The following is a 25459-nucleotide window of genomic DNA, read 5'->3' on the forward strand; positions in this document are numbered from 1 at the left end:
GGGCAGGCGCTGGGGCGCGCGTGCCGGTGCGGCGCTCCCGCGCGGACGCATTGCCGCTCACGATACTCGTACAGCAGTTGGCCGCCCTCCTCCGGGGCGGCCGTTCGACGTCGCGCCTCTGGGAGGAACTCTGGATTGTGCATGGACCCAGGGATCACCGCATTCGTTCGGTCGACTCGGAGGACCGCAAAGTGCGAGCTAAGGCCCTGGCATTACCCAAGGTGTCGGATGGGTCTCTTCAGGTTCTCGCAGCGGCGCGGGCGGCATCGATGAACGGGGCCTCGGTCGCCGAAGCCATCAGATCGTCGGCAGCGAAGAATCTTAGGGGGAGGAGTCCGCTGGAACATCGAATCTGGGGAGAACTTGCCGCCTGCCTGGACGTCGCGGAGGCGAGTGGTTGTCCATTAGCCGACGTGCTGACCAGATTCGCCTCCCAGCTTGAGGCCGAGGACGACGCCGGCGATGCCCGGCAGACTGCCTTGGCCGGCCCGAAAGCCACTGTGCGCCTTCTGACATGGCTGCCGGTGTTCGGCTTGGGGCTGGGCATGATGCTTGGGGTGGATCCGTTGGGGGTCCTGTTGGCCAACGGCTTGGGATTGGCGGCGCTCGCGGCCGGGGGTGTCCTGACTGTCACCGGCAGAATCTGGTCATCCCGGTTGGTGCACGTCGCGGCGGGCGTTGACTGATGGGCTCGGCATTCGCAGCCATCGCAGTGTCCCTCGTGCTGGTCTTTGCGGCAATTCTCGGGCTGGCCTATCAAGGACGAACCCGGCGGCGCTCAATCCTCCGGACACTTCGCGGCCCACTCGGAAGCAACGGCCCGATGAACAACACCAGCCGGGGCGAGGCGGCGGGCACTCTCCGGAATCCCGATGGGCAGGGAGGCTTGCGCAATGTGCCCATGATCCTTGAGTTGGTGGCCGCCATGCTCGACTCCGGGGCGGGCCTCGGACGGTCCCTTGAGTTGATCGCCGGATGCGCGTCCCCGCAGCTTAGCCGCTCCCTGAAGGCGGTGGTTGCTGCCCTCGATATCGGAACGGACTGGGAGACGGCATGGCGGAGTGCGGGCCAGCAGTGCGCTGAAGCGCGCAAGCTCAAGGATGCGCTCGCCTTCGCCGCCCTGACCGGCGCACCATCCTCGGCGATCCTCTTTGCCCAGGCAGCTCGACTGCGGCGTGAAAAGTTCAGGGTGGCGGAAAAGCGCGCTGCCGCGCTCGGAGTGAAACTCGTGATTCCACTGGGTCTGTGTTCCTTGCCGGCCTTCATCTGTCTTGGTGTGGTCCCGGTGCTGTTGGCCATGCTTCCGTCCGGGGGATAGCTGGCGGCCCCGCCCGGGGGGATTGCTGGCGGCCCCGCCCGGGGGATTGCTGGCGGCCCCGCCAGGGGCGGCGCCCGAGTCCCTCGCAAGCCAGTTTCCCTCCACAGGAACGTTCAGAAGCGAGTTTTCCACTTAGGAGATTTGGGGCCTTTCGAAGCCCACATGCCAACGGAAGAGTCGAAGTAGAGCCGGCGGCCAAGCCGGCCCCGCAGAAAGGAACCGAAATGAACGCAACCGTCGATACCGCCCAGGCGCCGCAGGACGGCCATGCCCCCCGGGCTGCCCTGGCACTCGCCCAGGCATCTCCTCCTCGGCCGGAGGCCGAGGTCCTCGAATTGTTCCCGGGCGCACAGGGAAGCAGGCCCGTTCGGCTGCCAACCCACCCGCATTCCACCGCCGAAGCAGGCCGTGCGCGGCCGAGCGACGGTTCTGCCGTTCCGAGACGGTCGAAGGTGCGGCTCATGGGATCCGAGCTTGGGATGGCGACGGCCGAATATGCCAAAGTGGTTTCAAGTTACAAGACTAGGCTTTGTACCTGATCCTCGTACGGCCGCGCAGGGGCGCTAGATACACGCGCATCAGCCGAGACATTGAAGGCAACGGGCCTTGGCGTGGAACGTCAGCTCCAGGACTGCGAGAAACTCGCGGAGGCGAACGGGTACGAAGTTGCGCTGGGTCATATACGTCGATGGATATCCATCGTCATCGACTACTTGTTCGGAAAAGACCGAGATACTGCGTCGAAATCACCTCAGGAGGCATCGCTGAGCGCCTCAGGGCAACTTTAATTTTCCGTCAAGATTGTTCTTCAACACTTCCGGTGATGCTTTCCGCGTGCCAAGCTCTGAACTGCGTCGTTCGCTGGGGACCACGCAGATCATGGGGGCACTATGTTTACTAAAACACGATTCAAACGTGTGTTGGCGGCCGGCGCCGTAACAGTCGCCTTGGCCGCGGGCGGCGCGGTCTTCGCCGCACCGGCGGATGCGGCCACGGGGAGGCTCGGAAAAAGCTACTCGCTCAACGTGCGTTCTTCACCACAGGTATCAGCATCAGTTGTGGGCACGATCCCGAAGGGTGGTTCCGTGAATCTAATCTGCTACGTGCGCGGAGCGAACGTTCAGGGACCGTGGGGGGCAAGCAACATCTGGGACCGGGTCGACCTTGGCGGCGGCCGGATCGGCTATGCCGCAGATGCGTTCGTCATCACCGGATCAGCCAATCCAATCGTCCCTGCTTGCGACCAGCCTGCACCCGCGCCCGCGCCCTCAGGTGGTAGCCGGGAGGCAAAGGCTGTCGCCTACGCGCGCTCCATGGTCGGCGACAAGAGCCTCGGGGGCTTGTGCGAGGCGTTTGCAGCAAGGGCTTTCGGTAACAGTTTCACGTTCCCTAACGCCATCTCCAACTACAGATGGCAGGCAGCTCGGGGCCGGATTCACACTGACAAGAACGCACCGGCTGGCGCGCTCGTGTACTACTCCTCTCCACGGTGGGACGCAGGAAACGGGCACGTGGCTGTTTCCATCGGAAACGGCCAGGTGATCACTACTTTGGAACCTGGGCAGCCCATCAGCGTCAAAAACATCACATGGCCTCCGGGGTACCTCGGATGGGCCTATGCCCCATAGAACCGACAACGAGAAAACGGCCCGGAACTTAGCGTCCGGGCCGTTTTCGCGTCCGGGAATCTCGTCAATCGAACCTTCGTAATTAGCCTTGGTTAGCCGGAACCGCAAGACTCGGAATCGTGAGGTCGGGAGATCGAGCCTTCCCACCGCCGCAAGAATATCCCCGCAACCGCGGGGATATTTTGTTTCCCGATTGGTCTGCTGGATGACCGGAGTAGCTACTCAGGCCGTCTCCCCAAAAAGCAACTTGAACGCTAGTCAGACCTCCTAATGGTACTTTCGAGTCTGCAACCAGTTCCCCAACCGGAACGACGATTTTGCAAGCTGCCAGCGGCGACTCATGGCTTTGTTGGGTGCTAGCACATATGCCCGGATAGAAATTGGAGTGGTCGTGGATCTGACGCCATGGGCTGACACCTTGAAGACTCTCAGCGGCGCAATTGTGGGAGCAGCCATTAGCTTGTGGATCCAAAGTCGGACGGTAGGGGAACAGCGGCGGAAGGATCGACTGGAACGGATCGCCAGTCTCCTTTACGAAGCAGACCGCGTCTGCATCAATGTTCGGCAGTTAATGGCCGATAAGGCGCAGTGTGACGACAATCCGGCCCTTGGCAGTGTTGTCATAAGCAGGGCCTCGGACATTGACGCCGCGATAGCCGCGCTCGGCCACCACGCACAGTACCTTGAGCTTACAAACAACTCCTTGCAACTTGGCTTTAGAATCCTGGTACTTCAAGGGGCTGCTGCGTCCCTAAAGGAGGCGGCGAGTAACTATCTCGGCGCGCCGTCGTCGCATGAAGCAACAGTGGTCCTAGACGGCAGGTTCGAAGACTTCGATGACGCGCGCGATCGATTAGTCCGGTTGGTCAAACCGGCGGTGAAATCCATGTCTGACTATTCAATCTCTGCGGTCATGCGCCGAGTATCGAAGTCCCCGCGGTGGGACGCAAAGCCGCGCCGGAAGCCGACGAAGATTTGAGCGTTGCATGGCCTAGCCTCGACTCCGCTAAAGCCTTCCAAGCATCTCCGTTTTCTTTGCCACGAATTCTTCTTCGGTCAGGACCCCGGCGTCTCGCAGTTGCCCTAGCTGCTGCAGCTGGGCGATAACGTCAGGCTGGGCCGCCTCTGGGGCGGCGCTTGCGACCCGCTGAGAGCCTTTCAGCATCTCGGCCTCTATCAATTCCCGGAGCCGCAAGAAGACCGCCTCGTCGGCCCGAGAGAAGACGACTGAATTCTCGTCGTTTGCTGCATCGCGCGTCTGGCTCCCGAAGGCGCTGCGCCTTTCGTTGCCACCAGGAATCGTGAATTGAATGAAGCCGTTTACGAGCGCACCGGCAGGCTTGATCTGTACCGCCGTGACTGAAGACAGCGGGAGCCTCTTGACGCCTTTGCCGACCACGCCCCGCGCGATGCCGACATGCTGAATGGTCACAAAGTCGCCATCAAAGGCCGCATATCCGCCGACGCCGATTGCGACGAATGCGGTGTCGGGAATCTGGTACTTGGCCCTGTACTTTTCCTCTTTGGCTGACATTGCGGGCGGATTCGTGCTAGCCGTTTCGGCCCCGTGTCCCTGTGGTGTGTTGTTTTGTGCGCTCATTGGTCCCCAAACTTTCCTCGAGTCGTTCGGCTTCTTCGCCGTCTGAGGGTGATCATAGGGGCTGTGGCGCTCGCAGGCGAGCAATGGAACGAAACAAATTCGAAAGCGAAACGCGACACGCCCATGCATCCACGCACGCGAATTGCGAAGTGCGCTCGGTCATAAGGAAACTGCTCTTCCGCACTTCGACAGCCGCCGCCCGGCGCAGACTGGGGAACTCCTCACCTCCCGGGCTGGACAAGCGAAGTGACGCTTCCAATTCCCCCATTTCTGGGCCTGTCCGCGGATGCAACGATTAGCAAGGATTCGCAAACATCGATGCCAGAAGCAAAGGAATGTGAAGAATGGCGACTGTTGATCTAACGGTTAGGGACGTAGCTGAAGAGCTGCAAGTCAGCGCCCAGGCGGTGCGCGTGCTTTGCGCGCAGGGCAAGATCATTTCCTACCGCGTGGGCGTCACTCCCGGCAGCAGGACAGCGCCCATCCGCATCCGCCGGAAAGACCTGGACGCCTTCAAGGAGAAGCAGCTGAGCGCAAACCGCTGGGGCACTCGCAAACGATAGACTCGCCCACCCCGCCGCGCCCCGCCCAGAGAACGAGACTCGGTGAACGCGGCCCCAAAGACGAAGGAGAACCAATAATGGCTACAGCGGATTTAGCGGCGCGCGACGTTGCAGCGGAATTGCAGGTTAGCTTGCGGACTGTGCATGTCTTGTGTGCCCGGGGCATGATCCGCAGTTATCGAGTCGGGATATCAGGAGGCAGAGCGGCGCCTATCCGTGTCCGGCGTGAAGACTTGGATGCCTACAAAGAGAAGCAGTTGAACGCGAGGCGCTAGGCAAGCAGTTGGTGGGCACGCTGATGCGAGACTCCCAGCACCTGTCCTACATCGCGCATGGTCAGCCCAGCATTGACGAGTTCGCGGGCGGCGAGCCGTGATTCTTCGGCTGCGGCGTGCTGGGCCGCTTTGGCTTGGTTGAACAGTCGGCGGGCCGCGTCCAGATGTTCGCTAACGGCGGCTGGGACGATGGGGACAACTTCGACTTTGAAGCTGTCCTCTGGTTGGTCGGTAAGTAGGGCTGCGGCGTCGCTGACCATGGCAGGGATTTGGTCAAGGCGGCGGGCCTGAGTGAATAGGCCCTCCATTTCGGGGACCGAAACGGCCCACCACTTGCCGCTGCGTTCGGCTCGCGCTGTCAACGTGGTTTTAGGCATGCCACCATTCTCAGGCGCACCACGGCTGGTGTCGATCCGTGAGGATCGTGAAGCAATCCGCGCAGGCGGCTTCCTGAAAGTCTTCATCGCCCCATTCGTATGTTGTGTCAAGGCCCGTGCCGCGGAGGTGGCCGCAGGCGGCAACCGCGATTGGCCCAACGGCGGCTTGCTCGCAGTATGCGTGATAGATCTTCAGCGGCCGGGGATCGGCATTAGTCGTATCCGTAAGCGGCAGCGCCAGGGACAATTCAAGGTTTGAGAGCGCGTTGTGCATCTCGTTTGCGGCCCGGTCGCTGAGGCCCATTTCGATCGCGTCTTCGATCATGTCCCGCAGTCGGAGTGTCGGTTCGGTGTGCATGTTGTCCCCCTGTAACTGGTGGATGGGTGGTTAGTTGGTGGTTAGTTCGGTGGCTGCGTGTGACTTGAGGACGCTGCGGACGCTGGATGCGTGCCAGGCGCCCCCTTTGGCGGTCTGTACGCCCTCAGCGGTGAGTGCGGCGGCGATGGCCCGCAGGCTCATTCCCTGTCCGCTCATGGCCTGCATGCGCTTGATCAACTCGGCCGGGTATTCGGTGTGGTGGCCCAGCTTCACGCCGTGGGCCTTCTTTGCAGCGAGCGCTGACTTGGTGCGGTCTGAAATTAGGCGCCGTTCGTACTGGGCAGCGACAAGCATCATCTGCGCGACCATCTGCCCGGCGGCCGTCGTCATATCCACGCCTGTGGCGGTTTCCACGACAGCCCAGCCCTTGCGCTGAGCCCTGTCCAGCACCGTGGCCCCCTGCACCAGAGAGCGGCTGAGCCTGTCGATCTTGGCGACCATGAGCGTATCGGCCACCTTGCCGCGGTCCAGCCGTGTCATCGCTTCTTGAAGCCTGGCACGGTCGAGGCTCTTGCCGGATGCGCCGCCGTCCTCAGTGACAATTTCCACCAGCGTCCAACCGCGGCGTTCGCATTCGTTGCTGATCGCGGCGGCTTGCGCTTCGAGTCCGAGACCCGAGGCTGCTTGTTCGTCGGTACTGACGCGGGTGTACCCGATCACGCGGCGCAGGCTTGTTTCCATGCTTCAAGTGTACACGTAACGGTCATCATGTGTACAGATTTTTTCGAAAAGCCGGTAGACGACTCGGCTTAAATAGGGAATGGTCCCACGCGAGTCGAGGGGGACTCAAAGCGTGGGACCATTCCCGTGCCCTCGGGCGATGGACCGGACTTCCCGCCTTTCGACTAGGCCTCGTTCGTGGTTCCCTCACCCTCGCCACTGCTATCGTCCGCCTCGTCTTCCGAAGCTAGTGCGTCCAACAGCCGCTTCAAGAGCGCCTCCGAAAACAGGGCCGAGCCAAGCGCTTCCTGCAGGCTGGGAGCCTCTGGCGACTGCTCCCACGTTCCCGGTCTGTGCGTCTGGTGGGCGATCCATCGTGCGATTTGCCGTTGCTGGCTGGACATCGGGTGTTTGGAAAAAGGCTCGCGCCATTCATTGATGCGCATGAGTGAGCGCTGCATGCGCGATAGCTCTTCAATCGACTGCAGGATGTCAGCAATGCCCCGTTCGACCGCGCTGCCGGCCGACATGGACCGTACGTCAAGTGTTGTTGCTATCGGGCTGTCGACGACCCCATTACTTAGAGCCTGGCTGAGGCCCGCCGCGATACCCACCCGGCATTCGTCCGCACTTTCAAGGTCTGTATGGTCGAAGAATATGGTTCGCATATTGGCAATGTCGAAAGGAAGCCTGCATCCCTTCTCTGCGATTAGAACCAGAGGCAGTCGAGCCGTGTGTCGCACGGCGACCTCATAAAAGACATTTGGATTCAGTCCAGTTAGATCGGCTACGGCTGCTCGGGCGCTCAGCACGTGATCGATGACTTGAAGATTGATTTGACCTGGATCAGCGATTTGGTCAGCGCGGACAGCCGACAAGCCCACCTCCTCAGCAGCCTTGTTGACCACGAACTTCAAAATTCCATCCGATCGCTTGCGGATGTCCGAACCTTCTTCGCCGATCGGAGTGATGAAGAAGCATTCGTTTTCGAAGGACGGCAAGCTGGCGTTCATTTGGGCACCTTGAGTCTGCTGACGGGATACGATGCCACAGCATAACTTGTGACCTCTCGTGGCGGGGGCGCCCAGAATCGACGCGGCCAGATATTGTGGGGCGGTGAAACCGATCAGCGGGCGCCGCGGACCAAGCTTGTGGCATGACTGAGAACCCTACCTATTGGGGCACGATAGCCACGGTCATACCGGTTATTGCGCTGACCTACGCCACGGCTTTGCGGCGCAAGGACTGGCATCGGCTTACTTCGCTTGGCCGACGAGGGACCGCTCTCTACGGGGCCGCCTTTGTTGGTCTGCTGGCTTGGTCCGAGAGTCGTTCCCTGTTGCACCTGCAAATGCGCTCGTCGGATGCCTTTGACGAAGCATTGTCGCTCTTTGCGGTTACCTCGGCGGCACTGCAGGTGTTGATTGTGCCCATCGCACCCCTCCTTGTGATAGCTCTGCACGACCTACACGCCAGTGTCCGTAGGGCGAAGAAGAAACTCAAAGAAACAGAGCGGAGATTTGTGACGATTCAGCGTAACTATGAGCGCGCCGAATCTAACTTCCGGCGCGCAATCCTTGAATCGAAAATCGATGGAACAAATCGTGTACTCCGCGACCCGGACCTCGTGTACGAACCCGCCGGATCTATCCGGTCTGACTACATCGATCGCGTTCAAGAGTGGAAAGCCGCCAGAGACTTGAGGGACGGAACCGACAAGGACCGAATCGAAATACAGGAAGAGCTAGGGGCGATTGAGAAAGCCCTGAAAGGCTCCAGAAAGGAGCTGGACAAAGTACTGCGTTCCGTCACCAAGAAGACTGTCAAGGTGGTCAACTGGCGCGGATAGAGGTGGGACGAGACGCGCGTCCCGCCAAGAGTTCAGGGCAACTGGGGTGACGCTGCGGTTGCAAGGGGCGGCAACTTCGCCTTAGCGCCAGACTATCGACATGACAGCCCCGGCGAGTTGTACTGATGCCCCTAGGACGACGAGAGCCGCAACTCCCCGTTGGTCTCTCAACAATTGGGGAAGGACCTGCGAACGTTGTTGGCCCGGGTATAGCTGGCCATCATCAACGTACCTCGGATTGTCAGGACTGAATCCGACTAGCAACCAAACGGCGGCTCCAGCGCTCACTGCGCATCCGGCCATTGCGAGCCATAAGCCAACCGTGTCCATAATTTCCCCCGTATCCCTCATTTGTGCCGCATACGCTGCAGGAGTCAGCATACGGGCGACCGGTATACATGCGTCCCAAGTGGGGCTTATGGTGGCGGGTATGACTAAAACATTCATGTATCAAGGCGGACCGCGAGACAAGGAAATTAGCCAGGCCGAGGAAGCCGACTTTCCTGAGATCCATCCGGGCGGCGAGTATCAATGGGGCGGGATATCCCACAGCCAGGTTGGCGCGCGTGATCCGGATGGCCCGCTGCCTGAAGCTGATCGTGCGATTGCCGTCTGGCATTCGACGAGTGCCGAACGCATACAACTTGAGAACGTCGGACGCCGATGGGATTCAGATGCACCTCATGCCGAGATGCCCAAGGATGTTATGAACGAGCGACTTGCCGAAAAGAACGCGGCAATGGACAGGCTGCGCGAAATGACAAAAGAGGAAAACGCGAAATAGGGAGAGGCTTGGCCTCGTCCGGGCTTCAGAAGGGATGAAAGCCGCGCCCGCCGGATGAGTTTCCCGACGGGCGCGAATCGCCTCCAGCAGCTACCCCTTGACCTCTGTCGAGGAAGTGCTCGAAATATGGCCGCTGATCAACGCATAGGCTTCAGCGTAGTTACGTGCTACCGTCCCAGATCCTGCGATGGCCACATTCTCCAACAGAGCCGTCTGCGCCTTGAGCAGCGCGTCATCGTGCGCCTTGGCCTCCGCAAAGTCGATGTCCAGGTACAGCGTCCTCGTAGCCAATTTGGGCTCCCCTTCTTCGTGGTCCCCGCCCGTTGCGGCTCCCCCAATACAAAGATAGATGGCGCGTCCGACAAAGCCCGTAAGGTCGCCAATTCGCGCGTCAAAGTCCGGACCGGGAACTAGATTTGACGAGCATTCGGATTCAGCGCGTGGTTTTGGCCGTTTCTACTGGCAGATGGCTAGTCTGGCTCCGTCGGATATACCTTGTGGTGCCTGTCGTACCAAAGGATCACGAATTCTGGTCCGTGCAAGTACCCCCATATCCGGAGCAGATTTCCGTGCCTGAGACGGAAAGCCTCCGGACGATCCTCAAGGTCGAGCGCCACCCATTGGTCCCTGGCTTCCTTGCATAGGGAGGAGACGGACTGTGAGTGGTGCCTCTTGTGGCCACCAGACTTGGAGCCGAAGGTCAGGGCCTTAACCTCTGCCCATGACTTCCGCGACAAGTCAGACAGGACCGTAAGGAGCTGCGCCCACTCGTCTTTGGTCAGATCCCATGACCATTTTCCCGCGTATGGAAGATCTAAGGCGGAGGCGGACCACTGGAACATCTCACGATCAATCGAGATCGGCGCCGCCAGCGCAGACGGGATTTGCTTCGACGGCGGTCTATAACTGCCGGCAGTGTCGAGGTGCTTAACCTTCTCATTAGCCTGCTGTTTGGCAAGCCTTTTTTGAGCGCGTCTGTCTCCGGCCATCGGGATCTTCCTGCTAGCTCACCCGACCGCGATTAGTCGGCCAGCCCTGCAAAGAAGTCCTGCATTGCATCGAGGGAAATTGCCGTGTTGCTGCGTTCGCCCGGCCGGATGCCTTCACGAGCCTCCAGCCATGGACGCTCAGAATGGGTTTTGTCGCTAAGCTGCTGTCCCGAAAGGCTTCCGTACGACTCAAGGACAGCGTCCACGGTCTCTCGTTCCGCGTCAGTGAGCTTCGATGCGTCGCCCCAATTCCAGCTGTCCACGGTGAAGTAACCGCGGTGGCGCTGGTACAGGTCGTAGATCACAGGCCCATTGGCCCAAGCCTCTATCCGGCTGTTGAACAAGGGCGTTTCATCCCATGCCAAAGACCAGCCCTGACTGTAGTAGCAGAGTTTCTGAAGCTTCATCGTGGTAAGCGATTTTTGGTTGGCCACGATGTACGCGGCCACGTCGTGAACGTTCGCCATCTCTGGGACCCTTCGCAGCATGCGGTTAAACACAGAAAGTGCGTGAAACGCTTCCGCACTCGATATCAGGAAGCCTAACACGCGGAGCCTTGCTTCTACGGCGGACCGCGGTCGCTTGACAGCCCGAAATTTGCGGTTGAGAGCTGGCTAGGAGTGGTTGTGGCTCCCGGTAACCTCATTGAATGAACATTCCCACGGACACAATCCAAGTACAGCTGGTCAACGCCTGGTGGGAACAAGTTATCCCGGTGGCTGCGCTCCTTATCTCTCTGTTCTCGGTCGGCCTGACCCTGGCTTTCCGATATTGGGACCGTCTCCGTCTCGAAGTCACCACGTCCTGGTCAACGATGGCCGACCATGGCATGCAGGTCATTGAAGGTGAGGACCGCTTCAACATCACCGTGACCAACAAAAGCCCCAATTTCACTACGGAGGTTTCAGGGCTGACCCTCCAGCTGCAAGGGGGCGGCAATTTCACCTCCTTCAACCCGGTCCCGTGGGACGATGATCTACCCAAGACTCTGGGGCCAGGGCAAAGTGCCACCGTGAGCTACGAAGCTCGCGGCCTGGGCATCACCCTGAACGGTCAGGCCAAGGGTGCTAAGTGGGTTCGCGGTAGAGCGGTCAGCGGCCACAAGACGGTACTCGGCAAGAAAGAACCAGCCGCAGGACTGCGCGCCTATGCCAGGCAGCACCCGTACAACCCGCGATAAGCCGACTTTCAAGCTCGTCATTCAGGGTCAGCCCGTGGGGGCCGTCGCGGCAGTCGGCCCAGAAGACACAGCCCTCGCCATCTCCGAATGGCGAGGGCTGTGTGTAGTTGGAGGGGCTAGGCCGCGCGAGATAGCTCGGCTGGCGCCGCCATCCTTGGGTCAGCTGCGGATTCCGCAGGCGGTGGCGGCGGTGTGGTGTCTTTCAAAGACACAACGTCAAAGTCGATAGGTTCATCAGGGTTAGTGGACTGGCGCACGGCCTTGACCAGCCAATCCACTTCCTGCCCGGCGGCCCCGTAGACCGTGAAACTGCCGCCGCTGATGCGGTCCGCCGACACGGGCACCGTGGCCCGGCCAATGGGTGTCAGTTGAATGTTCCGGTTATCCGGGTAGGTGAGCGCTTCGAAGTAGTCCGGCAGGGTCACGACGGCCTGCCCGCTGGCGTCCAGGGTGACGGTGCCCCAGTATTCGACTCCGTTGTGCGGGGACTCGGTGGACGCGTGCTTGAGGATATAGCCCGGCTTGGTCGGGTGGTCCATGACAAAGTTTTTCGTTCCGGAAACCGTCAGGCCGCCAATGACCAGCACGGGGCCGTTCTGCGCCGACGTGTAGACCCCGCAGGTGGCGCCCCAGTTGCCAAGGTAGAACGTGCCATTGTTGGCGATGTTCAGGTAGGCCACGCCCGAGCCGGACGTGCCGTAGACCTTTGCCCACGCCCCACTGTCCTTGAGGGTGAAGTACGCCTGCGACCCGCTGTTGGTTGAGGTTTTGGGTCCGGCCATGAGGAACTCGTTGTACGACTGGTAAACCTGCGTCCCAGCCGTTTGCACACCCCCACCGTCGAATGTTGAGAACGTCAAGATGGGTATCGTGCTGCCGACGCTTCCACCGGCGGCAACGGTCGCCTGTCCGACTTGACCGAAGGCGTAGAACGTCCCGCTCGTGGTGTCCAGCCGGATTACTTCTTGTCCGGTCGGATCGTAGAGGTGCAGGCCGTTGATGTCGGTTGACAGGCCTCTTCCGCCTGTCTGACCTGTGGATGCGTTCAGTAGTATCGGGCTGGTGGCCAGGTTCTGCAGCTGCCGTTCAATGGTGGACAGGCGCAGTGCCAGTTGGTAATCGGGGCCAAGGTTGATGTTGGGCATATGGTGCCTCCTTTACGCGTGTGTGGTGGTGTTTTGCCGATCCGGGTTCAGTTCCCGGTGGCGAGCTTCAGGCCATAGACGGCGCCAGCGAGAAAAGCGCGTTCTACAGCGCTCGCGGAGACGTTTCCAGCATCAATCTCGTCTAGCATCCTGCCCATCCGGTCAGCGGCTTCAGCGGCTGTTTCCTGGGTGGGTGGGGCAGTCGCGGCAGGGCCTCCATGGGGTGGGTGTTCGTCTGCCGGGTTGTGGGTTGTTGGCGGGTTGGTCATGACGCCCTCAATTCGTTGTTCATTCGGGGTTCTTCCAGTACCTTGCCCTTGAATTTCAGCGGGGCGTTCAGTTGCGCCTTCAGCTGGTCCTTGGTGAGTCCTGGGCCGCCTGCCGCGGCTTGGTCGCGGTCGTAGAATTCCACGGCGTTCACGATCCATTTGCGCCACGTGTCGGGCCAGCTGGACGAGGTGATGTTCTTTTCCCGGGCGTGGGCCATGAACCGTTCGGTTTCCAGCTGCAGGTCGATGCGCCGGACGGTGCCGATGGTGCGCAGCGCCCAGGCTTGCATGGTGTCGGTCATGGCGAAGTCGTCCGGGATGGGTTGGGCGTCCCGCATCTTGTCCTCCATGGTTGGCTTGCCAGCGGACCGGTAGCGAAGCGGTGATGGGACCTTTACGTCCTCTGTTCCTCTGTTCCCCTGTTCCTCTGTTCCAGTCGCTGGGGTCTCGCGAGACTGTCGCGAGGGTGTCGCGAATTCGTCTTGAGTCACCGCGTTTTCCGCGTCATTCCGGGGGTATCGGGGTTTGTTGGGCTTGTCGATGCGCTGGTGCTTTTCCCAGTTGGTGATCGACAGATATTTCTTTCCGCTCACCTCGTAGCGGATGATGCGCCCGGCTTCGGAAAGGTTCTGCAACCCTCGCGAAACTCTCGCGAATGTCTCGCTGCTGTCTCGCTCCAAATCATCGGCAAACAGGTCCGCGGCGATGCTGGCGAGCTTGTCCAGCCCAACGCCGTTGTCATCGACGTATGACCACAAGCCAATGAAGAGCAGTCGGGATTCCCAATCCAACGTCGAAATGTCAGATGAGCGCCAGAACTCTGGCTTGATTGATCGGATGCGCACTACTCACCTGCCTGTCCGGCGGGGGTTCCGCGCCATTCGCGCATGGCGGAGATCCCGCCAGCTGCGGCCTGGTGGAGTTGGAGGCCCACCTGCTCGATGATCCCGCGCTTTTTCATGGAGGCAAAGACGCTGCCCCAGCGGAAGTGCTTGTCTGGCTCTTCGACGCCGTGCCGACGCAACGAGTCCACGGTAAAGACTTGACCCGAGGCGGCAAGCTCGCGGATTACGCGCTCGCATTCGGTGCGCCACTCTTCGGGGGCGAAGGTGTAGGCAGCCTGAATTCCATCAGGAAGGCCCTGTAGACTGGAATCTGCATCGAGCTTGAGAAGCGTTTCGATGGAGTCCCGGGCTGCTGGCAGGCAGGCTGGGACTTCTTTGTTTTGGTAGGTCATGCTGCCACGCCCCTAGCCCGGTCGGTGGTGCGGTTCCGGCATTTGCCGCTGAGCATTGCGGGGGCGAGCAAGCGTCCAAGCTCCTTGACCTGCTCTGGGGTTGGCTGCGGTGCTGCGGCAACGGCGCGGCTAATGTACTCGTTGAGGTTAGGCATCGGCGGCCTTCTTTCCGAAGGCTGCGTCCAGTTCGGCAACGTCGATCCTGATTAGGCGACCTGCGGGAGATTTGTACGCTGTGAGGGTGCCGTCCTCGATGAGGCGGTAGATAGTTTGCCGGGTTACGAGCCAACGCGCGGCGGCCTGCTTGATAGTGCAGATATTGAGTTTTGTGGCGTCCAAAGTCTTGTCCTTCGGGAGACGCGAAAAGCCGAGAACCACACACCTATCTGAGGTGGCGGTGCCCGGCTTCTTCGTATTCTCCTTGGACGCTTCCCCAGCCGCCTTGTGCGGTTGGGCGCATACGCCGCTTACTCCGAAGAAAGTCCGTTCGGCCGCGTGAACTGCCGCCCGGTAACCTTTACCGGTGCGTCATTCCGACTACGTGGTTGCATCTTGTGACTGCTATTCGAAGATGCTGTACGCCTGCCCTCGCGGGCAGCTGGCCTAGCTGCTTTTCACTGCTGTAATAACAGATTTACATACGTGCTTTTAAAGGTGCAAATTCCTGCCCTGCGCAGCCGACTGTCCACAGGTTGTGGACAGTCAGGATGCCGTGGGAGCGGTTTTAGATTCGCTCTTCCAGCGGAATTGCACGAGGTCCGGATTGAAACCGCCGTTCAGCCTGGGTCCGTCCACAATGCCCACCTCCGCGATTGCGCGAATGATCGCCCGCTGGACGCCCGTCTGAGAGCCTAAAAATGCTTGTCCGGGGTCTTCGGTCATCAGGGCGGCTATTAGCTCGCTGCTGCCGCCTTGCTGTACGGCTTGGCGCTCAATATCTGCCAATTCTGCCCGTATTTGCGCTGTGCCCTCGATCAGCTGGGATTCCTCGATGATGCCCGCAGCAAAAAGCCGGGCGAGGTCCGCCTTTCGCGTCAACAGCGCCGCTGTGTCTGCAGGTTTGCGCTTCGCAGCATCGTTTCCATGCTCAGCTGCCGCGGCCATGACAGCCGTCCGAACACCGGGTTGGCTCAGATAGGCGGCAATAACGCCCCGAACGTATTCATCAAGCAGTCCCATTTCTCTGATCGCGTGGCCCCGGACGTAGCGGCCGCCCTCCTGGTGGACTTTGCAACGGTACATGCGTCTAAAGTGAGGCTTGTCAGCCGTTGCTTCAGCGCCAAAGCCGGTCATATACCGGCCACACCAGCAGGCAACGATCCCACTCAACAGGTACTTGAACTTCGCTGCAGACTGTCGGGGGATGCTCTTATCAGTCAGCTTCGCCTCCACCGCGCGGAACTCCTGAACGCTCACGATGGCTGGCCACCCATCCGACACTACTTCGCCGTGAAAGGTCACCAGTCCTGCGTTCCGCGAGCGCAGTAGCACTCGGCGTACCTGTGTTGTGTTCATCCTTGTCCCGCTGAGGCTCACCGCGCCATCGTCAGCCCAGCGCCGTGTCACTTCGATCAGCGAGTGCCCTCCCAGAATGTCCTTCGTCCCCTGACGAATGAAGCGGGCAGCCACGGGGTCGATGACAATTGCGCCGCTCTTGAGCCGCCAGCCCCATGGAACCCGGCCACCGAGAAACTTTCCAGCCTTCGCCGCCTGTTGCTTTTGCCGCTGGATGCGTTCGGCCTTCTGCTCTGACTCTTGCTGCGCAATCGAGCCTAGAATCTTAGCGACGGCACGGCCGCTAGCCGTGCTGAGGTCAAGGTGCCCGGCGTGCACGGTGTGCGTCTCGACGTTGTGCGCCTGGCAAAGGCTGATGTAACGCTCTAGCTCAAGCGTTTTCCGGTGAAGACGATCACTATGCCACGCAATGACCGTCTGAATTTTCCCGGCCTCAATGTCCGACAGCAGACGCTCGTAGTCCGGCCTTTGCTTGGCCCCTGAGGCGCTGATGTCATTGTCCGAGTAGACCCCGGCCACTGTGTAGCCCTTGGCGTCTGCGAATTTCTCGCAGTCCTGCAGCTGGCGTTCCACGCCAAGGCCGCTACCCTCGATGTCTCGGCTTATTCGTGTGTAAATGGCCGCCCTGCGCGGTTCCTGCGTGGTCACCGGCCCATTCTATCCAAGTTCACTTGACTTTACCTTTGCATATGCCATCGCAACCCTTGCCGCCGTGGGCTTCGCCGGACTCTTGGTGGTCATCCTTCGCAGCGAGGAAGTACGTGGCTTCCTCCTCAACCTCATTCGTAGCGCGCTCTCCCTGCCATGACACCGCGGTGGGGTTCAAAGCGCCATGCCGGGAATTCGATCCGTCAGTTGGCATTGGTTTGGGGGCTCGCCGTAAAGCTAGCCCGGGCGGCTGGCGTTATGCGGCAGCGGACTCCTTCGATCAGACGGCCTCCTTCGACGGAGAAGCTAGATGGCACGCGCAAGCACCGTAGGCGAGATGCTTTCCTTGCGAGGGGCCATGGCGCCGTCACCGCTGAATTCGCCGTGGCACTACCCTCTGTCCTGCTTCTCTTGGCCCTGCTTCTCGCGGGATCGGCCGCGGGGATTACACAGCTTCGCTTGGAAGAGGCGGCCAGGGCGGGTGCCAGGGCCCTCGCCCGGGGAGACGGCCATTCAACCGTCGACGGCATCGTTCGGATGCTGGCAGGCGATGCTGCCTCGGCCGTCATTGCCGAAGACGGCGAATGGATCAAGGTCACAGTCTCCGCCCGGGTCGTCGGCCCGTTGGGCTCCTTTGTCCCATGGAGGCTTTCGGCGACGGCATCGGCGAGGGGAGAGGCCCCGCAGTCGTCGGCGGCCACCGTTCCGTTCCTCACTGCCCGGGACGGGGTTGTGGATTTCAGGGGTGCTGTGACGATGGCAGGGCTCCAAACCGCTGTGGAAGAGGTCGCGGCGTGAGGGCAGGTAGCGCCCGCGCCGGCGACGGGGGTCCGGTTGCTGAAAACGGTTCGGGAACCATCCGCGCTAGCGGTGACGCTCGGGTTGCTGAAAACGGTTCGGGAACCATCCGCGCCGGCGATAGTTGCGGCGAGACTGCGCGCGGCGTGAGGGCAGGTAGCGCCCGCGTCGGCGACGGGGTTCGGGTTGCTGAAAACGGTTCTGGAACCATCCTGGCTGTTGCTCTGGGCCTCGTTGTCATGGCCTGCTTGGCGGCGGCGCTGACCCTGGCCCAAGCCATGGCGATGGCCCACCGCGCAGCGTCTGCCGCCGATCTCGCGGCGCTCGCAGGAGCCGACGCGGCCCGCGGCCTGACAACCGGAGATCCTTGTTTGCTCGCCAGCGAAACGGCCGCGCAGCATGGAGCTTCGTTGACGGCGTGCACGGTGGGCGTAGGCGGGATCGTGGAAGTCCGCACTGAGCCAGACCGCGGCGCAGTCTTCGGGACCGCGACCGGCAGAGCCCGGGCCGGTCCGCCGCCCTAGAACCGCCGCCCTAGAACAGCCGCCCTAAATCGTGCGCCTAGGACGCGTCGCGCAGCAGCACGTCGATCAGGGTGACCGCTGCGTCCTTGTCCAGAGGATTGTTCTTGTTGCCGCATTTGGGGGACTGGACGCAGGAAGGGCAGCCGGTGTCACACTCGCAGGCTTTGATGGCGTCCCTTGTGGCGGTCAACCACACTTTGGCTTTTTCGAAGCCGCGCTCGGCAAATCCGGCACCGCCTGGATGGCCGTCGTACACAAAGATCGTGGGAACTCCGGTGTCGGCGTGGAGCGCTGTTGAGACTCCACCGATATCCCAACGATCACTTGAAGCGACCAGCGGCAGAAGCCCGATGGCGGCATGCTCGGCGGCGTGAAGGGCACCCGGGAACTGGGCCTCGACAAGGCCTGCGCTAGTCAGCGAACGGTTGTGGACCACAAACCATACCGCCTTGGTGAAAAGATCCCTGGCCCCGAGTTCCAGCGGTTCTTCCCCCAAAACCTCGTTGGAAATCAGTGCCTTACGTTGGAAGGAGACTACCTGTGTTGTTACTTTCACTTCGCCGAAGTGAACCTCAATGTCCCCCCATTCCATGGTCCGGAGAGTCTGCAGGACCTCGATCTGCGTCACGTCCCGTGCCGTGGTGTAGTAGTCCGGGTTGGTTCGACGAACCACCACGCAATGGTCCTCTTCGTTCAGTTCCTCGACCAAGTAACTGTCGCCTTGGTGCACATAGATCGCACCCGTATGCGCCTGGTAGTGCGTCTGTGGCGAGTCCATGGTGCCTAACAGGGAGCCAGTCTCGGAGTCCACGATGCTTACGGGGCCGCCGCCATCTGCGCGAAGGTTTACCATGGCCGCGGCGCTCTCTGGATGGGTCCAGAACCAGCCCGCGGCCCGTTTCCGCAGGTACCCCTGTTGCACCAACTGATTCAGCAGGGATTCGGACGTCGGCCCGAACAGCTCAAGTTCAGCCACACCGATCGGGAGCTCGGCCGCTGCCGCGCACAGATGGGGGCCGAGCACGTAGGGGTTTCCGGGATCGAAGACGGTGGCCTCGACCGACACGTCAAAGATCGCCTCCGGATGGTTGACGAGGTATGTGTCCAAAGGATCGTCGCTGGCCACGAACGCGGCAATAGCGTTTTGGCCTGCCCGGCCGGCCCGTCCGATCTGTTGGAACAGGGAAGCCCTCGTCCCGGGCCAGCCGGCTACCAGCACGGCGTCCAGCCCGGAAATGTCGATACCCAATTCCAATGCCGACGTGCTGGACACCCCAAGCAGCTCACCGGAACGCAAAGCCCTTTCCAAAGCCCGTCTCTCCTCGGGGAGATAGCCGGAACGGTACGCAGCAACCCGCTGGGGCAGGCTGGGATCCACTTCGTCGAGGAGGCGCTTGGTGATAGACGAAATTGTTTCCGCGCCGCGCCTGGACTTGATGAAGGCGATGGTCCGCACACGGGAGGACACGAGGTTGGCCAGCAGGTCCGCGGTCTCGGCGACGGCGGTCCTGCGGGATTTTGCCCCGTTTTCGCCCTTCAGCTCGGTCAGGGCAGGTTCCCAGAATGCCACCGTCGTGGAGCCATGAGGTGAACAGTCCTCGGAAATTTCGCGGACGGGGGTGCCGATGAGCCGGGCGAAGGATGTGCCCGGGTCCGACGCAGTCGCCGACGCCGCAATGAACACCGGTTCAGGAAAGGAGGTGCCGGCACCGTAGTAGGCACAGATTCGCCGGAGCCTCCGCATGAGGTTGGCGACGTGGGACCCGAACACCCCGCGGTAGCTATGGGCCTCGTCCACGATGACGTACCGGAGCCTGCGGAAGAAGCGGGCCCACCACGTGTGGTTGGGCAGGATCCCGAAGTGCAACATGTCGGGGTTTGCGAGGATGAAGTTGGCATGATCACGGATCCAGCGGCGCTGGGACTGCTCGGTGTCGCCGTCGTACGTTTCCGCCCGGACCGTGGGGAGCTTGAGCGCGCGGATCGCTGCCAACTGGTCGGCTGCAAGTGCCTTGGTGGGGGAGAGATACAGGGTGACGGCACCGTCGTCGTGGATCTTGCCCGGTTCGGACAGCACCCGCAGTTCTGAACGATGGATGGCGTCGAGGGCCGGCAGTTGGTAGGCGAGCGACTTTCCAGAGGCGGTCCCGGTGGCAATGACGACGTTTTGGCCGGAGTGGGCGAGCTCGGCTGCTTCGATCTGGTGCCGGTACGGTTCGTGGATGCCCAAGGATCCGTAAGCGGCAACCACATCGAGGTGGGCCCAGCCCGGCCACGCCTCGTGGACCGCCTGGCGAGCTGGAATAGTGCGGACATGTCGCAACTGCTCCGGGTCCGGGCTCCTGCCCAGAAGGGAGATCATCGATTCAGTTGCGTTCACGTGAACATTCTGTCATTGCGCCGGAAACCGACCGGCGCCGAACCTCGGCTACGCCACAGACAGGTCAGTCTCGTCGACCGATTTGGTGGACATCATGAGCACCTGGCACACGTGCTTCCAGCCAAGGTGGGAGTAGAGATGCTGTCCGTCCAAGGAAGCGAGGAGCAGGCCGCTTTCAACATCGTATTGAAATGCCTGCGCGGCGAGGGCTTTCATGATGAAACTGCCCAGTCCCCGGCGCTGGTAGTTGGGCTCGGTGACGATTTTGTCGAACACCGCTGTCTGCTTGACTACGTATACCTGTCCGCTGGCCGCCACCTCTTCGCCGGCATGGACCACGGCGTAGTGGACGCCCTTGCTTTCGGAAGTGGTGAGCTTGAGGTCGTCATCCGAGAGCCACGGATCCTCGGCATCTTGCGTCCCCATGTCCACGATCATCATGGTCTGGGAATCGGAGGTGACGTTCAAGCCGTTCTCGCGAGCCAATTGGGTGTAGCGTCCTGCGTCGTTCGTGAGGATCGTCAAAATGCGGGTGTCCGCCTGGGCGGTCTTGGCGGCCAGTTCGGCGAACTCGTCATCCGAGGGGTCGTAGGCAAAGTATTCCCAGTCGCCGGTTTTGTCTGCACGCAGGGCTGCCGGGAACCGGCCTTCCTTTCGCGTTTCGTAACTCCGGGACCCGGCCCAGCCAGCCACCCAGACGTCGAGCAGCTCAGCGATGTCTTCAACCAAGGCTTCGTGACTCATGTAGAGAGACTATGCCAGCGGTCTGGGAATCAACAGGGGCCGTCAGTAACAGCTCCATTAACACTTAGAGCAGCCCGAGGGCAGCCCGACTCATGGGTTTGGGGCCAGCAAGTACCCTTAAATACGTGGCTTTAAACAGAATTGTGCTCTTCTATGGCTTTACTCCGATCGCTGACCCGGACGCCGTGCGGCTCTGGCAGCGCGCCCTGTGCGAGAAGCTCGGCCTGACCGGGCGGATCCTTATTTCGCGGGACGGCATCAACGCCACAGTTGGTGGGGAACTGAACAACGTCAAGCAGTACGTGAAGACCACCAAGGAATACAAGGGCTTCCACGATATCGACTTCAAATGGTCCGAAGGCGGCGCCGACGACTTTCCGAGGCTCAGCGTCAAGGTTCGCGATGAGATCGTGTCCTTCGGCGCCCCCGGTGAACTGAAGGTGGACGAGAACGGCGTCGTCGGCGGTGGCACCCACCTTCAGCCCGAAGAGCTCCACGCACTGCTGGAGGAAAAGAAGGCTTCTGGGCAGGACGTGAAGTTCTTCGACGGACGGAACGCCTTCGAAGCCCAGATCGGCAAATTCAAGGACGCGATCGTTCCCGACGTCGCCACCACACACGACTTCATCAAGGAACTCGACTCGGGAAAATACGACGATCTCAAGGACCAGCCCGTAGTCACGTACTGCACAGGCGGAATCCGGTGCGAAGTCCTTTCCAGCCTGATGGTGAACCGCGGCTTCAAGGAGGTTTACCAGCTCGACGGCGGGATTGTCCGCTACGGCGAGACCTACAAGGACCAGGGCCTGTGGGAAGGTTCCTTGTACGTTTTCGACAAGCGCATGCACATGGAATTCAGTGAGGATGCCAAGACCATTGGCCAATGCGTCCGCTGCCAGGCGCCCACCAACAAGTTTGAAAACTGCTCCAATTTGAGCTGCCGCAACCTCACGCTGTATTGCGCCGAATGTGCCTCGAGCCCGGAAACGCTGCGTTGCCCGGAAGGCTGCGCGGCCTAGCCCCGGTCTTCAGATCCGGCTCACCCGGTACGCGAAGTTTGCCTGCGCATTTGCGGTGATCGTGATGCCCAGGACGGCGTCTGTCTCCAGTTGCAGGACCTTGACCCTCGTGGTGCCGCAGCGCAGCATTACCTCGATGAGGACTTCGCTCCCGTTCCGCACAGTGAATTCGGTGCTGCGGGTACCTCGGCACGCCAGAGTCACTGCATACGTTCCCCCAGGAAGCTGGGTGGTCTCTTCGTCGCGGGACTCTCCAGCGGACAGCAGGTCGAAGCTGCTGTAAAAGGACAGCCCGTTCACGTCTGGAAGCACGTCTTGCGCCCAAGCCTTCAGCGCATCGCCCGTGACGGTCTGTCCAAGGGCCGGGTCGCGGGTCAACACCGGATCCGTGATCACTGCGGACGGCGGACTGCTCGCCGCGGCACGGCCGTCCTCGTAGGTGTATTCGCACGAGGCCAAAGTGCCGCACGCGAGTACACCACAAAGCACGACGGCGGGAATCGCCGGCGGCGTCGTCGCAACCTTCAGGGCGCGTGCCCACCCCATAGTCCGACTCTACGCCCGGCCGCAGCCGGGAACGAAGCGGCAGTTACGAAGCCGGTACCAGTTGGTATGCGTAGATCACGGGTGCATCGACGCTGCTTGCGCTGATGCTCAGTGGGCCGGCCGAGGGAATCTTGATGCGGGACGTTTCGCGGCTGCCATTGCACGCAGCCCCGGCCTCGGTGATCTGCGTGCCACCCGAGGAAACGTCGAAGAATGCCTTGCCGCCGCCGTCGCAGGCCACAGTCAGGGTGTAGCTTCCGGCAGCGACATTTGCGAAGTTCTTGACCAAGGGGTCACGGTTCGGGATTTTTCCTGAGTCCTCCAGGACCACCCCGGCCGCCGACGGCATGGTGGTCGCCTTCCACGCGGGGATGTCGGCGTTGGAGACAGATCCCCCGGAGGAGCACGCCGTCATCGCCAGGGTGGCAGCGCCAACGGCCAAAAGAGCAGCGCGACGCCAAGTGGAGGGGTGAAATGCCATGATTCAACGCTACCTGCTCGAATGCCTCCCCGCCGACGCAGGCGATCAGGCGGCCGCCCACCCACCAGCCCGAATAGACTTGCACAGTGACTGATCCCGCAATGCCCGCCATCTTTGGGACCGCCCCGAAAACCACCACCCTCGACGCTCCCCGCAGCGACCTTCCCGAGCTGCTCACGGCGCTCGCCGACGACCTGCGGAACGTTGGCTACACCGTGGACGGAGTGGCAGGACTTCTTGGGGAGTCCGCCCACGCGGCCCTCGCCCGGGATCAGCTCATCCCTGCACTCATCGCCACCGAACCGGCTGACTCCGCCGGAGACCCGGCGACGGACGGCGCGAAGGCCGCGCTCGCCGTCGTCGTGCGCTTGTGGCTTCTCGCTGTCCCGCAAACCGAAGACGACATCGACGCCGCCCTGCCGCGCATCCGCACCTCGGGCCTGGTGGAGCTTGGCTTGGTAGAGAAGAACGACGGCGGTGCTGTCGCGGCGAAGGTGGATTTGCGGCCGTACGGCTGGGAATGCGACTCCGGAGCAGACAACAGCGGGAGCGGCGGCGCGGAACTGTGGGTTTCCAGTGATCTCGCCGCCCACCAGCAGCCGGGCGTGCTCCGGCATGACCATGTGCTGGGCATCGGGCAGGCATCCACCACCCTTGTCCAGAGCACCATCCGGCGGCACTCGAAACGCGCCCTTGACCTCGGGACGGGCTGTGGAATCCAGACTTTCCACCTCCTGCACCACAGCGAGCATGTCACCGCCACAGACATCTCCGAACGGGCCCTCGCGTTCACCCGCTTCAACCTGATGCTCAATGCCGAGGCCCTCCACCTGGACCCGGCCGATCTCGAGTCCCGGGTGAGCCTGCGGCTGGGCTCGCTCCTGGAACCGGTCGCGGGTGAGACTTTCGATTTGGTGGTGTCCAATCCGCCTTTCGTCATTACCCCGCGCAGTGCTGGCGAGCATTCTTCGGATCAATTCACCTACCGCGACGGCGGCCTGCCCGGCGACGACATCGTGGCCAACCTCGTCCGAACCTTGCCCGACGTCCTGGCGCCCGGCGGCACGGCGCAGATGCTCGGCAACTGGGAAATCCCTGCAGGCAGCCGCTGGAGCGAACGGCCCGCGTCGTGGCTGGCAGGGTCCGGCACGGAGGCATGGTTCATCCAACGGGAACAGGTGAGTCCGGAGCTGTACGCGGAGACCTGGTTGCAGGACGCCTCCGAGGGCCGCGACCGTAAGCTCTACCGTGACGCCTACGCCGCCTACCTGCAGGATTTCGCGTCCCGCAACGTGGACGCCATTGGCTTCGGAATGATCTGGCTGCGGCGGCCCGAAAGCCCGCGTCCGGGAGATGCGCCCGCCCGCTTCGAGGAAATCACGTACCCCATCGAGCAACCGATCGGCCCGCACCTCGCCGCCGCCGTCGAACGCGCCGATTGGCTCGATGCCCACGAACTCTCAGAGGCCCACTTGGTGGTGGCCGAGGACGTGACCGAGGAACGCCACCAGCGGCCCGGCGCCGAACACCCCGGCGTCATCTTGCTGCGCCAGGGCGCGGGACTGCGCCGGACGAACCTGTTGAGCACCGAGCTGGCCGGTTTCGTGTCGGCATGTGACGGCGAGCTGTCCGTCCGCCAGCTGATTGGCGCCTTGGCCGCCCTCCTGGGTGGAGACGACGACTTCGACGACGACGCTTTCCGCGCAGGTCTGCTCTCCGACGTCGGTAACCTGGTCCGCGACGGTTTCCTGCTTCCCACGGCATAGGACAATTGCGGCGCCCCCGGCGGATAAACTGTTCCGGTGAATGAAGACAATGGGGTATCCACCGGGCTGGCATCCCCGAAGCGCCGGAAACGGCCCGAGAAGACGGTGGAGATCACCGACCCCAAAGCGATCCGTGCCCTTGCGCATGCCGCCCGGCTTGAGGTCATCTCGGAACTGTATTCCACGCAACTGAGCCGCACGGCCACAGAGCTCGCCGCGCAGACCGGGCTCACGCCGAGCGCCATGAGCTACCACCTGCGGGCCCTCCAGAAATGGGGCATCGTTACTGCCGCGGACAACGAGGGCGATGCACGCGAACGCCGTTGGAAGGCCGCGGGTTCGGACTTCACCATCAAATCCGGCGGCAACGCTCCGAGCCCGGAGATCGCCGTCGTCGAACTCGAACTGGACGCTTTCCGGCGTCGGGCCACTGCCTTCACCCGGGCCCGTGGTGAGCGGCGCCAGCGGGGCGAGGCCGCGAACGAGGCAGCCGCCATGGTGTTGTCCAGCGATCTGCTGTACTTGACTCCGGATCAGCGGACGGATCTCAAGGCCAAATTCCAGGAACTCATCAGGTCATATGAGCTCGAGGATCCCACGCGGATTCCCGAAGGAGCGGTGCGAATCGCTACGATGTGGTCGATGATTCCGGACGACCGGACGCCGGCTTCAAGCTGACCCAGAACACTGTTCCTCCACAGCACTTGTGCACATGGAAACGCACGATTCTGCAAAATATGGTGAACTAGGCCAATATGGGCACGAGCCCAAGCAATTCATTTTTC

The 25459-nt window shown here is 61.6% G+C and carries 33 protein-coding genes and 1 pseudogene; 16 read left to right on the forward strand and 18 right to left on the reverse strand.

The annotated features are described in order from the left end of the window. Positions 1-20: 20 nt before the first annotated feature. The 5 genes from AC3WJM_RS19585 (at position 21) to AC3WJM_RS19605 (ending at position 3925) form a co-directional block, all read left to right on the forward strand. Entirely contained in the window at positions 21-686 is a 666-nt protein-coding gene (locus tag AC3WJM_RS19585; RefSeq protein ID WP_370872163.1) for a hypothetical protein, read from the forward strand. Then, complete coding sequence (locus AC3WJM_RS19590; protein ID WP_306959241.1) at positions 686-1318, forward strand: type II secretion system F family protein; 633 nt, start codon at positions 686-688, stop codon at positions 1316-1318. Before AC3WJM_RS19585 ends, AC3WJM_RS19590 begins: the two co-directional genes overlap by 1 nt. Before the next feature lie 224 nt (positions 1319-1542). Next, on the forward strand, positions 1543-1857 hold the full coding sequence (locus AC3WJM_RS19595; RefSeq protein ID WP_492272726.1) for a hypothetical protein: 315 nt from the start codon (positions 1543-1545) through the stop codon (positions 1855-1857). A gap of 351 nt (positions 1858-2208) precedes the next feature. After that, positions 2209-2946: an SH3 domain-containing protein gene (locus AC3WJM_RS19600; protein WP_492272727.1), complete on the forward strand. Its 738-nt coding sequence runs from the start codon at positions 2209-2211 to the stop codon at positions 2944-2946. A gap of 391 nt (positions 2947-3337) precedes the next feature. Beyond that, positions 3338-3925 carry a hypothetical protein gene (locus AC3WJM_RS19605; RefSeq protein WP_492272728.1) on the forward strand — a complete coding sequence of 196 codons (588 nt, stop codon included), beginning with the start codon at positions 3338-3340 and terminating at the stop codon, positions 3923-3925. 27 nt (positions 3926-3952) lie between these two features. On the opposite strand, the gene AC3WJM_RS19610 is transcribed toward AC3WJM_RS19605, so the two are convergent. Beyond that, a complete protein-coding gene (locus AC3WJM_RS19610) occupies positions 3953-4546 on the reverse strand; it encodes a DUF4429 domain-containing protein (RefSeq protein WP_492272729.1) in 594 nt (197 codons plus the stop codon). Positions 4547-4890: 344 nt separating this feature from the next. Here AC3WJM_RS19610 and AC3WJM_RS19615 point away from each other — a divergent pair, with 344 nt between their 5' ends. Continuing rightward, positions 4891-5109: a helix-turn-helix domain-containing protein gene (locus AC3WJM_RS19615; protein ID WP_492272730.1), complete on the forward strand. Its 219-nt coding sequence runs from the start codon at positions 4891-4893 to the stop codon at positions 5107-5109. A 77-nt stretch (positions 5110-5186) separates the two neighbouring features. Beyond that, entirely contained in the window at positions 5187-5384 is a 198-nt protein-coding gene (locus AC3WJM_RS19620; RefSeq protein ID WP_492272731.1) for a helix-turn-helix domain-containing protein, read from the forward strand. Here AC3WJM_RS19620 and AC3WJM_RS19625 read toward each other — a convergent pair. The 4 genes from AC3WJM_RS19625 to AC3WJM_RS19640 form a co-directional block, all read right to left on the reverse strand. Then, complete coding sequence (locus AC3WJM_RS19625) at positions 5381-5761, reverse strand: hypothetical protein (protein ID WP_492272732.1); 381 nt, start codon at positions 5759-5761, stop codon at positions 5381-5383. The two genes, AC3WJM_RS19620 and AC3WJM_RS19625, sit on opposite strands and share 4 nt — an antisense overlap. A gap of 10 nt (positions 5762-5771) precedes the next feature. Further along, positions 5772-6119 carry a hypothetical protein gene (locus AC3WJM_RS19630; RefSeq protein ID WP_492272733.1) on the reverse strand — a complete coding sequence of 116 codons (348 nt, stop codon included), beginning with the start codon at positions 6117-6119 and terminating at the stop codon, positions 5772-5774. Positions 6120-6149: 30 nt separating this feature from the next. After that, positions 6150-6821, reverse strand: a complete 672-nt coding sequence (locus tag AC3WJM_RS19635; protein WP_492272734.1) for a recombinase family protein — start codon at positions 6819-6821, stop codon at positions 6150-6152. Between the two features lie 164 nt (positions 6822-6985). Beyond that, complete coding sequence (locus tag AC3WJM_RS19640) at positions 6986-7813, reverse strand: hypothetical protein (protein ID WP_492272735.1); 828 nt, start codon at positions 7811-7813, stop codon at positions 6986-6988. A gap of 143 nt (positions 7814-7956) precedes the next feature. Here AC3WJM_RS19640 and AC3WJM_RS19645 point away from each other — a divergent pair, with 143 nt between their 5' ends. Together AC3WJM_RS19645 and AC3WJM_RS19650 are read left to right on the forward strand one after the other, a co-directional pair. Further along, complete coding sequence (locus tag AC3WJM_RS19645; RefSeq protein WP_492272736.1) at positions 7957-8649, forward strand: hypothetical protein; 693 nt, start codon at positions 7957-7959, stop codon at positions 8647-8649. A 430-nt stretch (positions 8650-9079) separates the two neighbouring features. After that, positions 9080-9433: a hypothetical protein gene (locus tag AC3WJM_RS19650; protein ID WP_492272737.1), complete on the forward strand. Its 354-nt coding sequence runs from the start codon at positions 9080-9082 to the stop codon at positions 9431-9433. Positions 9434-9523: 90 nt separating this feature from the next. Here AC3WJM_RS19650 and AC3WJM_RS19655 read toward each other — a convergent pair whose 3' ends face one another. Together AC3WJM_RS19655 and AC3WJM_RS19660 are read right to left on the reverse strand one after the other, a co-directional pair. Continuing rightward, a complete protein-coding gene (locus AC3WJM_RS19655) occupies positions 9524-9724 on the reverse strand; it encodes a hypothetical protein (RefSeq protein WP_492272738.1) in 201 nt (66 codons plus the stop codon). Between the two features lie 730 nt (positions 9725-10454). Continuing rightward, positions 10455-10889 carry a Panacea domain-containing protein gene (locus AC3WJM_RS19660; protein ID WP_492272739.1) on the reverse strand — a complete coding sequence of 145 codons (435 nt, stop codon included), beginning with the start codon at positions 10887-10889 and terminating at the stop codon, positions 10455-10457. A gap of 182 nt (positions 10890-11071) precedes the next feature. Between AC3WJM_RS19660 and AC3WJM_RS19665 the strand changes: the two genes are divergently transcribed. Beyond that, the gene (locus tag AC3WJM_RS19665; protein WP_492272740.1) at positions 11072-11602 is read left to right on the forward strand and encodes a hypothetical protein; all 531 of its coding nucleotides are present in this window, start codon (positions 11072-11074) and stop codon (positions 11600-11602) included. Between the two features lie 116 nt (positions 11603-11718). On the opposite strand, the gene AC3WJM_RS19670 is transcribed toward AC3WJM_RS19665, so the two are convergent. The 7 genes from AC3WJM_RS19670 to AC3WJM_RS19700 form a co-directional block, all read right to left on the reverse strand. Continuing rightward, complete coding sequence (locus AC3WJM_RS19670) at positions 11719-12747, reverse strand: hypothetical protein (RefSeq protein WP_492272741.1); 1029 nt, start codon at positions 12745-12747, stop codon at positions 11719-11721. Positions 12748-12794: 47 nt separating this feature from the next. After that, positions 12795-13016, reverse strand: a complete 222-nt coding sequence (locus tag AC3WJM_RS19675) for a hypothetical protein (RefSeq protein ID WP_492272742.1) — start codon at positions 13014-13016, stop codon at positions 12795-12797. Next, entirely contained in the window at positions 13013-13861 is an 849-nt protein-coding gene (locus tag AC3WJM_RS19680) for a hypothetical protein (protein ID WP_492272743.1), read from the reverse strand. The genes AC3WJM_RS19675 and AC3WJM_RS19680 overlap by 4 nt, the downstream gene beginning before the upstream one ends. Further along, positions 13861-14253, reverse strand: a complete 393-nt coding sequence (locus tag AC3WJM_RS19685) for a hypothetical protein (protein WP_492272744.1) — start codon at positions 14251-14253, stop codon at positions 13861-13863. Before AC3WJM_RS19685 ends, AC3WJM_RS19680 begins: the two co-directional genes overlap by 1 nt. Beyond that, positions 14250-14408, reverse strand: coding sequence for a hypothetical protein (locus AC3WJM_RS19690; protein ID WP_492272745.1), 159 nt, complete (start codon positions 14406-14408; stop codon positions 14250-14252). The genes AC3WJM_RS19685 and AC3WJM_RS19690 overlap by 4 nt, the downstream gene beginning before the upstream one ends. Then, a complete protein-coding gene (locus AC3WJM_RS19695) occupies positions 14401-14592 on the reverse strand; it encodes a helix-turn-helix transcriptional regulator (RefSeq protein ID WP_492272746.1) in 192 nt (63 codons plus the stop codon). Before AC3WJM_RS19695 ends, AC3WJM_RS19690 begins: the two co-directional genes overlap by 8 nt. A gap of 363 nt (positions 14593-14955) precedes the next feature. Continuing rightward, positions 14956-16416 (reverse strand): recombinase family protein, encoded by a 1461-nt coding sequence (locus AC3WJM_RS19700; RefSeq protein WP_492272747.1) that lies wholly within the window; start codon positions 16414-16416, stop codon positions 14956-14958. A gap of 31 nt (positions 16417-16447) precedes the next feature. Here AC3WJM_RS19700 and AC3WJM_RS19705 point away from each other — a divergent pair. From AC3WJM_RS19705 to AC3WJM_RS19715, 3 genes and pseudogenes are all read left to right on the forward strand, one after another. Next, a pseudogene (locus AC3WJM_RS19705) lies at positions 16448-16576 on the forward strand (DUF4244 domain-containing protein); the annotation flags it as partial. Positions 16577-16695: 119 nt separating this feature from the next. Beyond that, on the forward strand, positions 16696-17214 hold the full coding sequence (locus tag AC3WJM_RS19710; protein ID WP_492272756.1) for a TadE family type IV pilus minor pilin: 519 nt from the start codon (positions 16696-16698) through the stop codon (positions 17212-17214). Then, complete coding sequence (locus AC3WJM_RS19715) at positions 17211-17738, forward strand: Rv3654c family TadE-like protein (protein WP_492272748.1); 528 nt, start codon at positions 17211-17213, stop codon at positions 17736-17738. The genes AC3WJM_RS19710 and AC3WJM_RS19715 overlap by 4 nt, the downstream gene beginning before the upstream one ends. A 37-nt stretch (positions 17739-17775) precedes the next feature. Here the strand turns inward: AC3WJM_RS19715 and AC3WJM_RS19720 are convergent, their stop codons facing one another. After that, entirely contained in the window at positions 17776-20100 is a 2325-nt protein-coding gene (locus AC3WJM_RS19720; RefSeq protein ID WP_492272757.1) for a DEAD/DEAH box helicase, read from the reverse strand. Between the two features lie 66 nt (positions 20101-20166). After that, positions 20167-20862: a GNAT family N-acetyltransferase gene (locus AC3WJM_RS19725; RefSeq protein ID WP_059389501.1), complete on the reverse strand. Its 696-nt coding sequence runs from the start codon at positions 20860-20862 to the stop codon at positions 20167-20169. A gap of 125 nt (positions 20863-20987) precedes the next feature. On the opposite strand from AC3WJM_RS19725, the gene trhO reads away from it, so the two are divergent. Continuing rightward, complete coding sequence (gene trhO / locus AC3WJM_RS19730) at positions 20988-21881, forward strand: oxygen-dependent tRNA uridine(34) hydroxylase TrhO (protein WP_059389502.1); 894 nt, start codon at positions 20988-20990, stop codon at positions 21879-21881. 9 nt (positions 21882-21890) lie between these two features. Here the strand turns inward: trhO and AC3WJM_RS19735 are convergent, their stop codons facing one another. Both AC3WJM_RS19735 and AC3WJM_RS19740 read right to left on the reverse strand, forming a co-directional pair. Then, a complete protein-coding gene (locus AC3WJM_RS19735; protein WP_284990355.1) occupies positions 21891-22427 on the reverse strand; it encodes a DUF6023 family protein in 537 nt (178 codons plus the stop codon). Positions 22428-22470: 43 nt separating this feature from the next. Further along, positions 22471-22908 (reverse strand): DUF6023 family protein, encoded by a 438-nt coding sequence (locus AC3WJM_RS19740; RefSeq protein WP_492272749.1) that lies wholly within the window; start codon positions 22906-22908, stop codon positions 22471-22473. A 101-nt stretch (positions 22909-23009) separates the two neighbouring features. On the opposite strand from AC3WJM_RS19740, the gene AC3WJM_RS19745 reads away from it, so the two are divergent. Continuing rightward, the gene (locus tag AC3WJM_RS19745; protein WP_492272758.1) at positions 23010-24674 is read left to right on the forward strand and encodes a DUF7059 domain-containing protein; all 1665 of its coding nucleotides are present in this window, start codon (positions 23010-23012) and stop codon (positions 24672-24674) included. 36 nt (positions 24675-24710) lie between these two features. After that, positions 24711-25352, forward strand: a complete 642-nt coding sequence (locus AC3WJM_RS19750; protein ID WP_059389506.1) for an ArsR/SmtB family transcription factor — start codon at positions 24711-24713, stop codon at positions 25350-25352. The last annotated feature ends 107 nt before the right edge of the window (positions 25353-25459 follow it).

The organism is Arthrobacter sp. FW306-1B-G06A (genome assembly GCF_058781765.1).

Coding starts and splice junctions, on each gene's coding strand:
- AC3WJM_RS19615 (WP_492272730.1), top strand. CDS start 4,891: ATGGCGACTGTTGATCTAACGGTTAGGGACGTAGCTGAAGAGCTGCAA.
- AC3WJM_RS19635 (WP_492272734.1), bottom strand. CDS start 6,821: ATGGAAACAAGCCTGCGCCGCGTGATCGGGTACACCCGCGTCAGTACC.
- AC3WJM_RS19600 (WP_492272727.1), top strand. CDS start 2,209: ATGTTTACTAAAACACGATTCAAACGTGTGTTGGCGGCCGGCGCCGTA.
- AC3WJM_RS19670 (WP_492272741.1), bottom strand. CDS start 12,747: ATGCCCAACATCAACCTTGGCCCCGATTACCAACTGGCACTGCGCCTG.
- AC3WJM_RS19645 (WP_492272736.1), top strand. CDS start 7,957: ATGACTGAGAACCCTACCTATTGGGGCACGATAGCCACGGTCATACCG.
- AC3WJM_RS19610 (WP_492272729.1), bottom strand. CDS start 4,546: ATGAGCGCACAAAACAACACACCACAGGGACACGGGGCCGAAACGGCT.
- AC3WJM_RS19720 (WP_492272757.1), bottom strand. CDS start 20,100: ATGATCTCCCTTCTGGGCAGGAGCCCGGACCCGGAGCAGTTGCGACAT.
- AC3WJM_RS19630 (WP_492272733.1), bottom strand. CDS start 6,119: ATGCACACCGAACCGACACTCCGACTGCGGGACATGATCGAAGACGCG.
- AC3WJM_RS19640 (WP_492272735.1), bottom strand. CDS start 7,813: ATGAACGCCAGCTTGCCGTCCTTCGAAAACGAATGCTTCTTCATCACT.
- AC3WJM_RS19595 (WP_492272726.1), top strand. CDS start 1,543: ATGAACGCAACCGTCGATACCGCCCAGGCGCCGCAGGACGGCCATGCC.
- AC3WJM_RS19725 (WP_059389501.1), bottom strand. CDS start 20,862: ATGAGTCACGAAGCCTTGGTTGAAGACATCGCTGAGCTGCTCGACGTC.
- AC3WJM_RS19740 (WP_492272749.1), bottom strand. CDS start 22,908: ATGGCATTTCACCCCTCCACTTGGCGTCGCGCTGCTCTTTTGGCCGTT.
- AC3WJM_RS19665 (WP_492272740.1), top strand. CDS start 11,072: ATGAACATTCCCACGGACACAATCCAAGTACAGCTGGTCAACGCCTGG.
- AC3WJM_RS19620 (WP_492272731.1), top strand. CDS start 5,187: ATGGCTACAGCGGATTTAGCGGCGCGCGACGTTGCAGCGGAATTGCAG.
- AC3WJM_RS19625 (WP_492272732.1), bottom strand. CDS start 5,761: ATGCCTAAAACCACGTTGACAGCGCGAGCCGAACGCAGCGGCAAGTGG.
- AC3WJM_RS19735 (WP_284990355.1), bottom strand. CDS start 22,427: ATGGGGTGGGCACGCGCCCTGAAGGTTGCGACGACGCCGCCGGCGATT.
- AC3WJM_RS19590 (WP_306959241.1), top strand. CDS start 686: ATGGGCTCGGCATTCGCAGCCATCGCAGTGTCCCTCGTGCTGGTCTTT.
- AC3WJM_RS19660 (WP_492272739.1), bottom strand. CDS start 10,889: ATGGCGAACGTTCACGACGTGGCCGCGTACATCGTGGCCAACCAAAAA.
- AC3WJM_RS19675 (WP_492272742.1), bottom strand. CDS start 13,016: ATGACCAACCCGCCAACAACCCACAACCCGGCAGACGAACACCCACCC.
- AC3WJM_RS19745 (WP_492272758.1), top strand. CDS start 23,010: ATGCCCGCCATCTTTGGGACCGCCCCGAAAACCACCACCCTCGACGCT.
- AC3WJM_RS19650 (WP_492272737.1), top strand. CDS start 9,080: ATGACTAAAACATTCATGTATCAAGGCGGACCGCGAGACAAGGAAATT.
- AC3WJM_RS19685 (WP_492272744.1), bottom strand. CDS start 14,253: ATGACCTACCAAAACAAAGAAGTCCCAGCCTGCCTGCCAGCAGCCCGG.
- AC3WJM_RS19690 (WP_492272745.1), bottom strand. CDS start 14,408: ATGCCTAACCTCAACGAGTACATTAGCCGCGCCGTTGCCGCAGCACCG.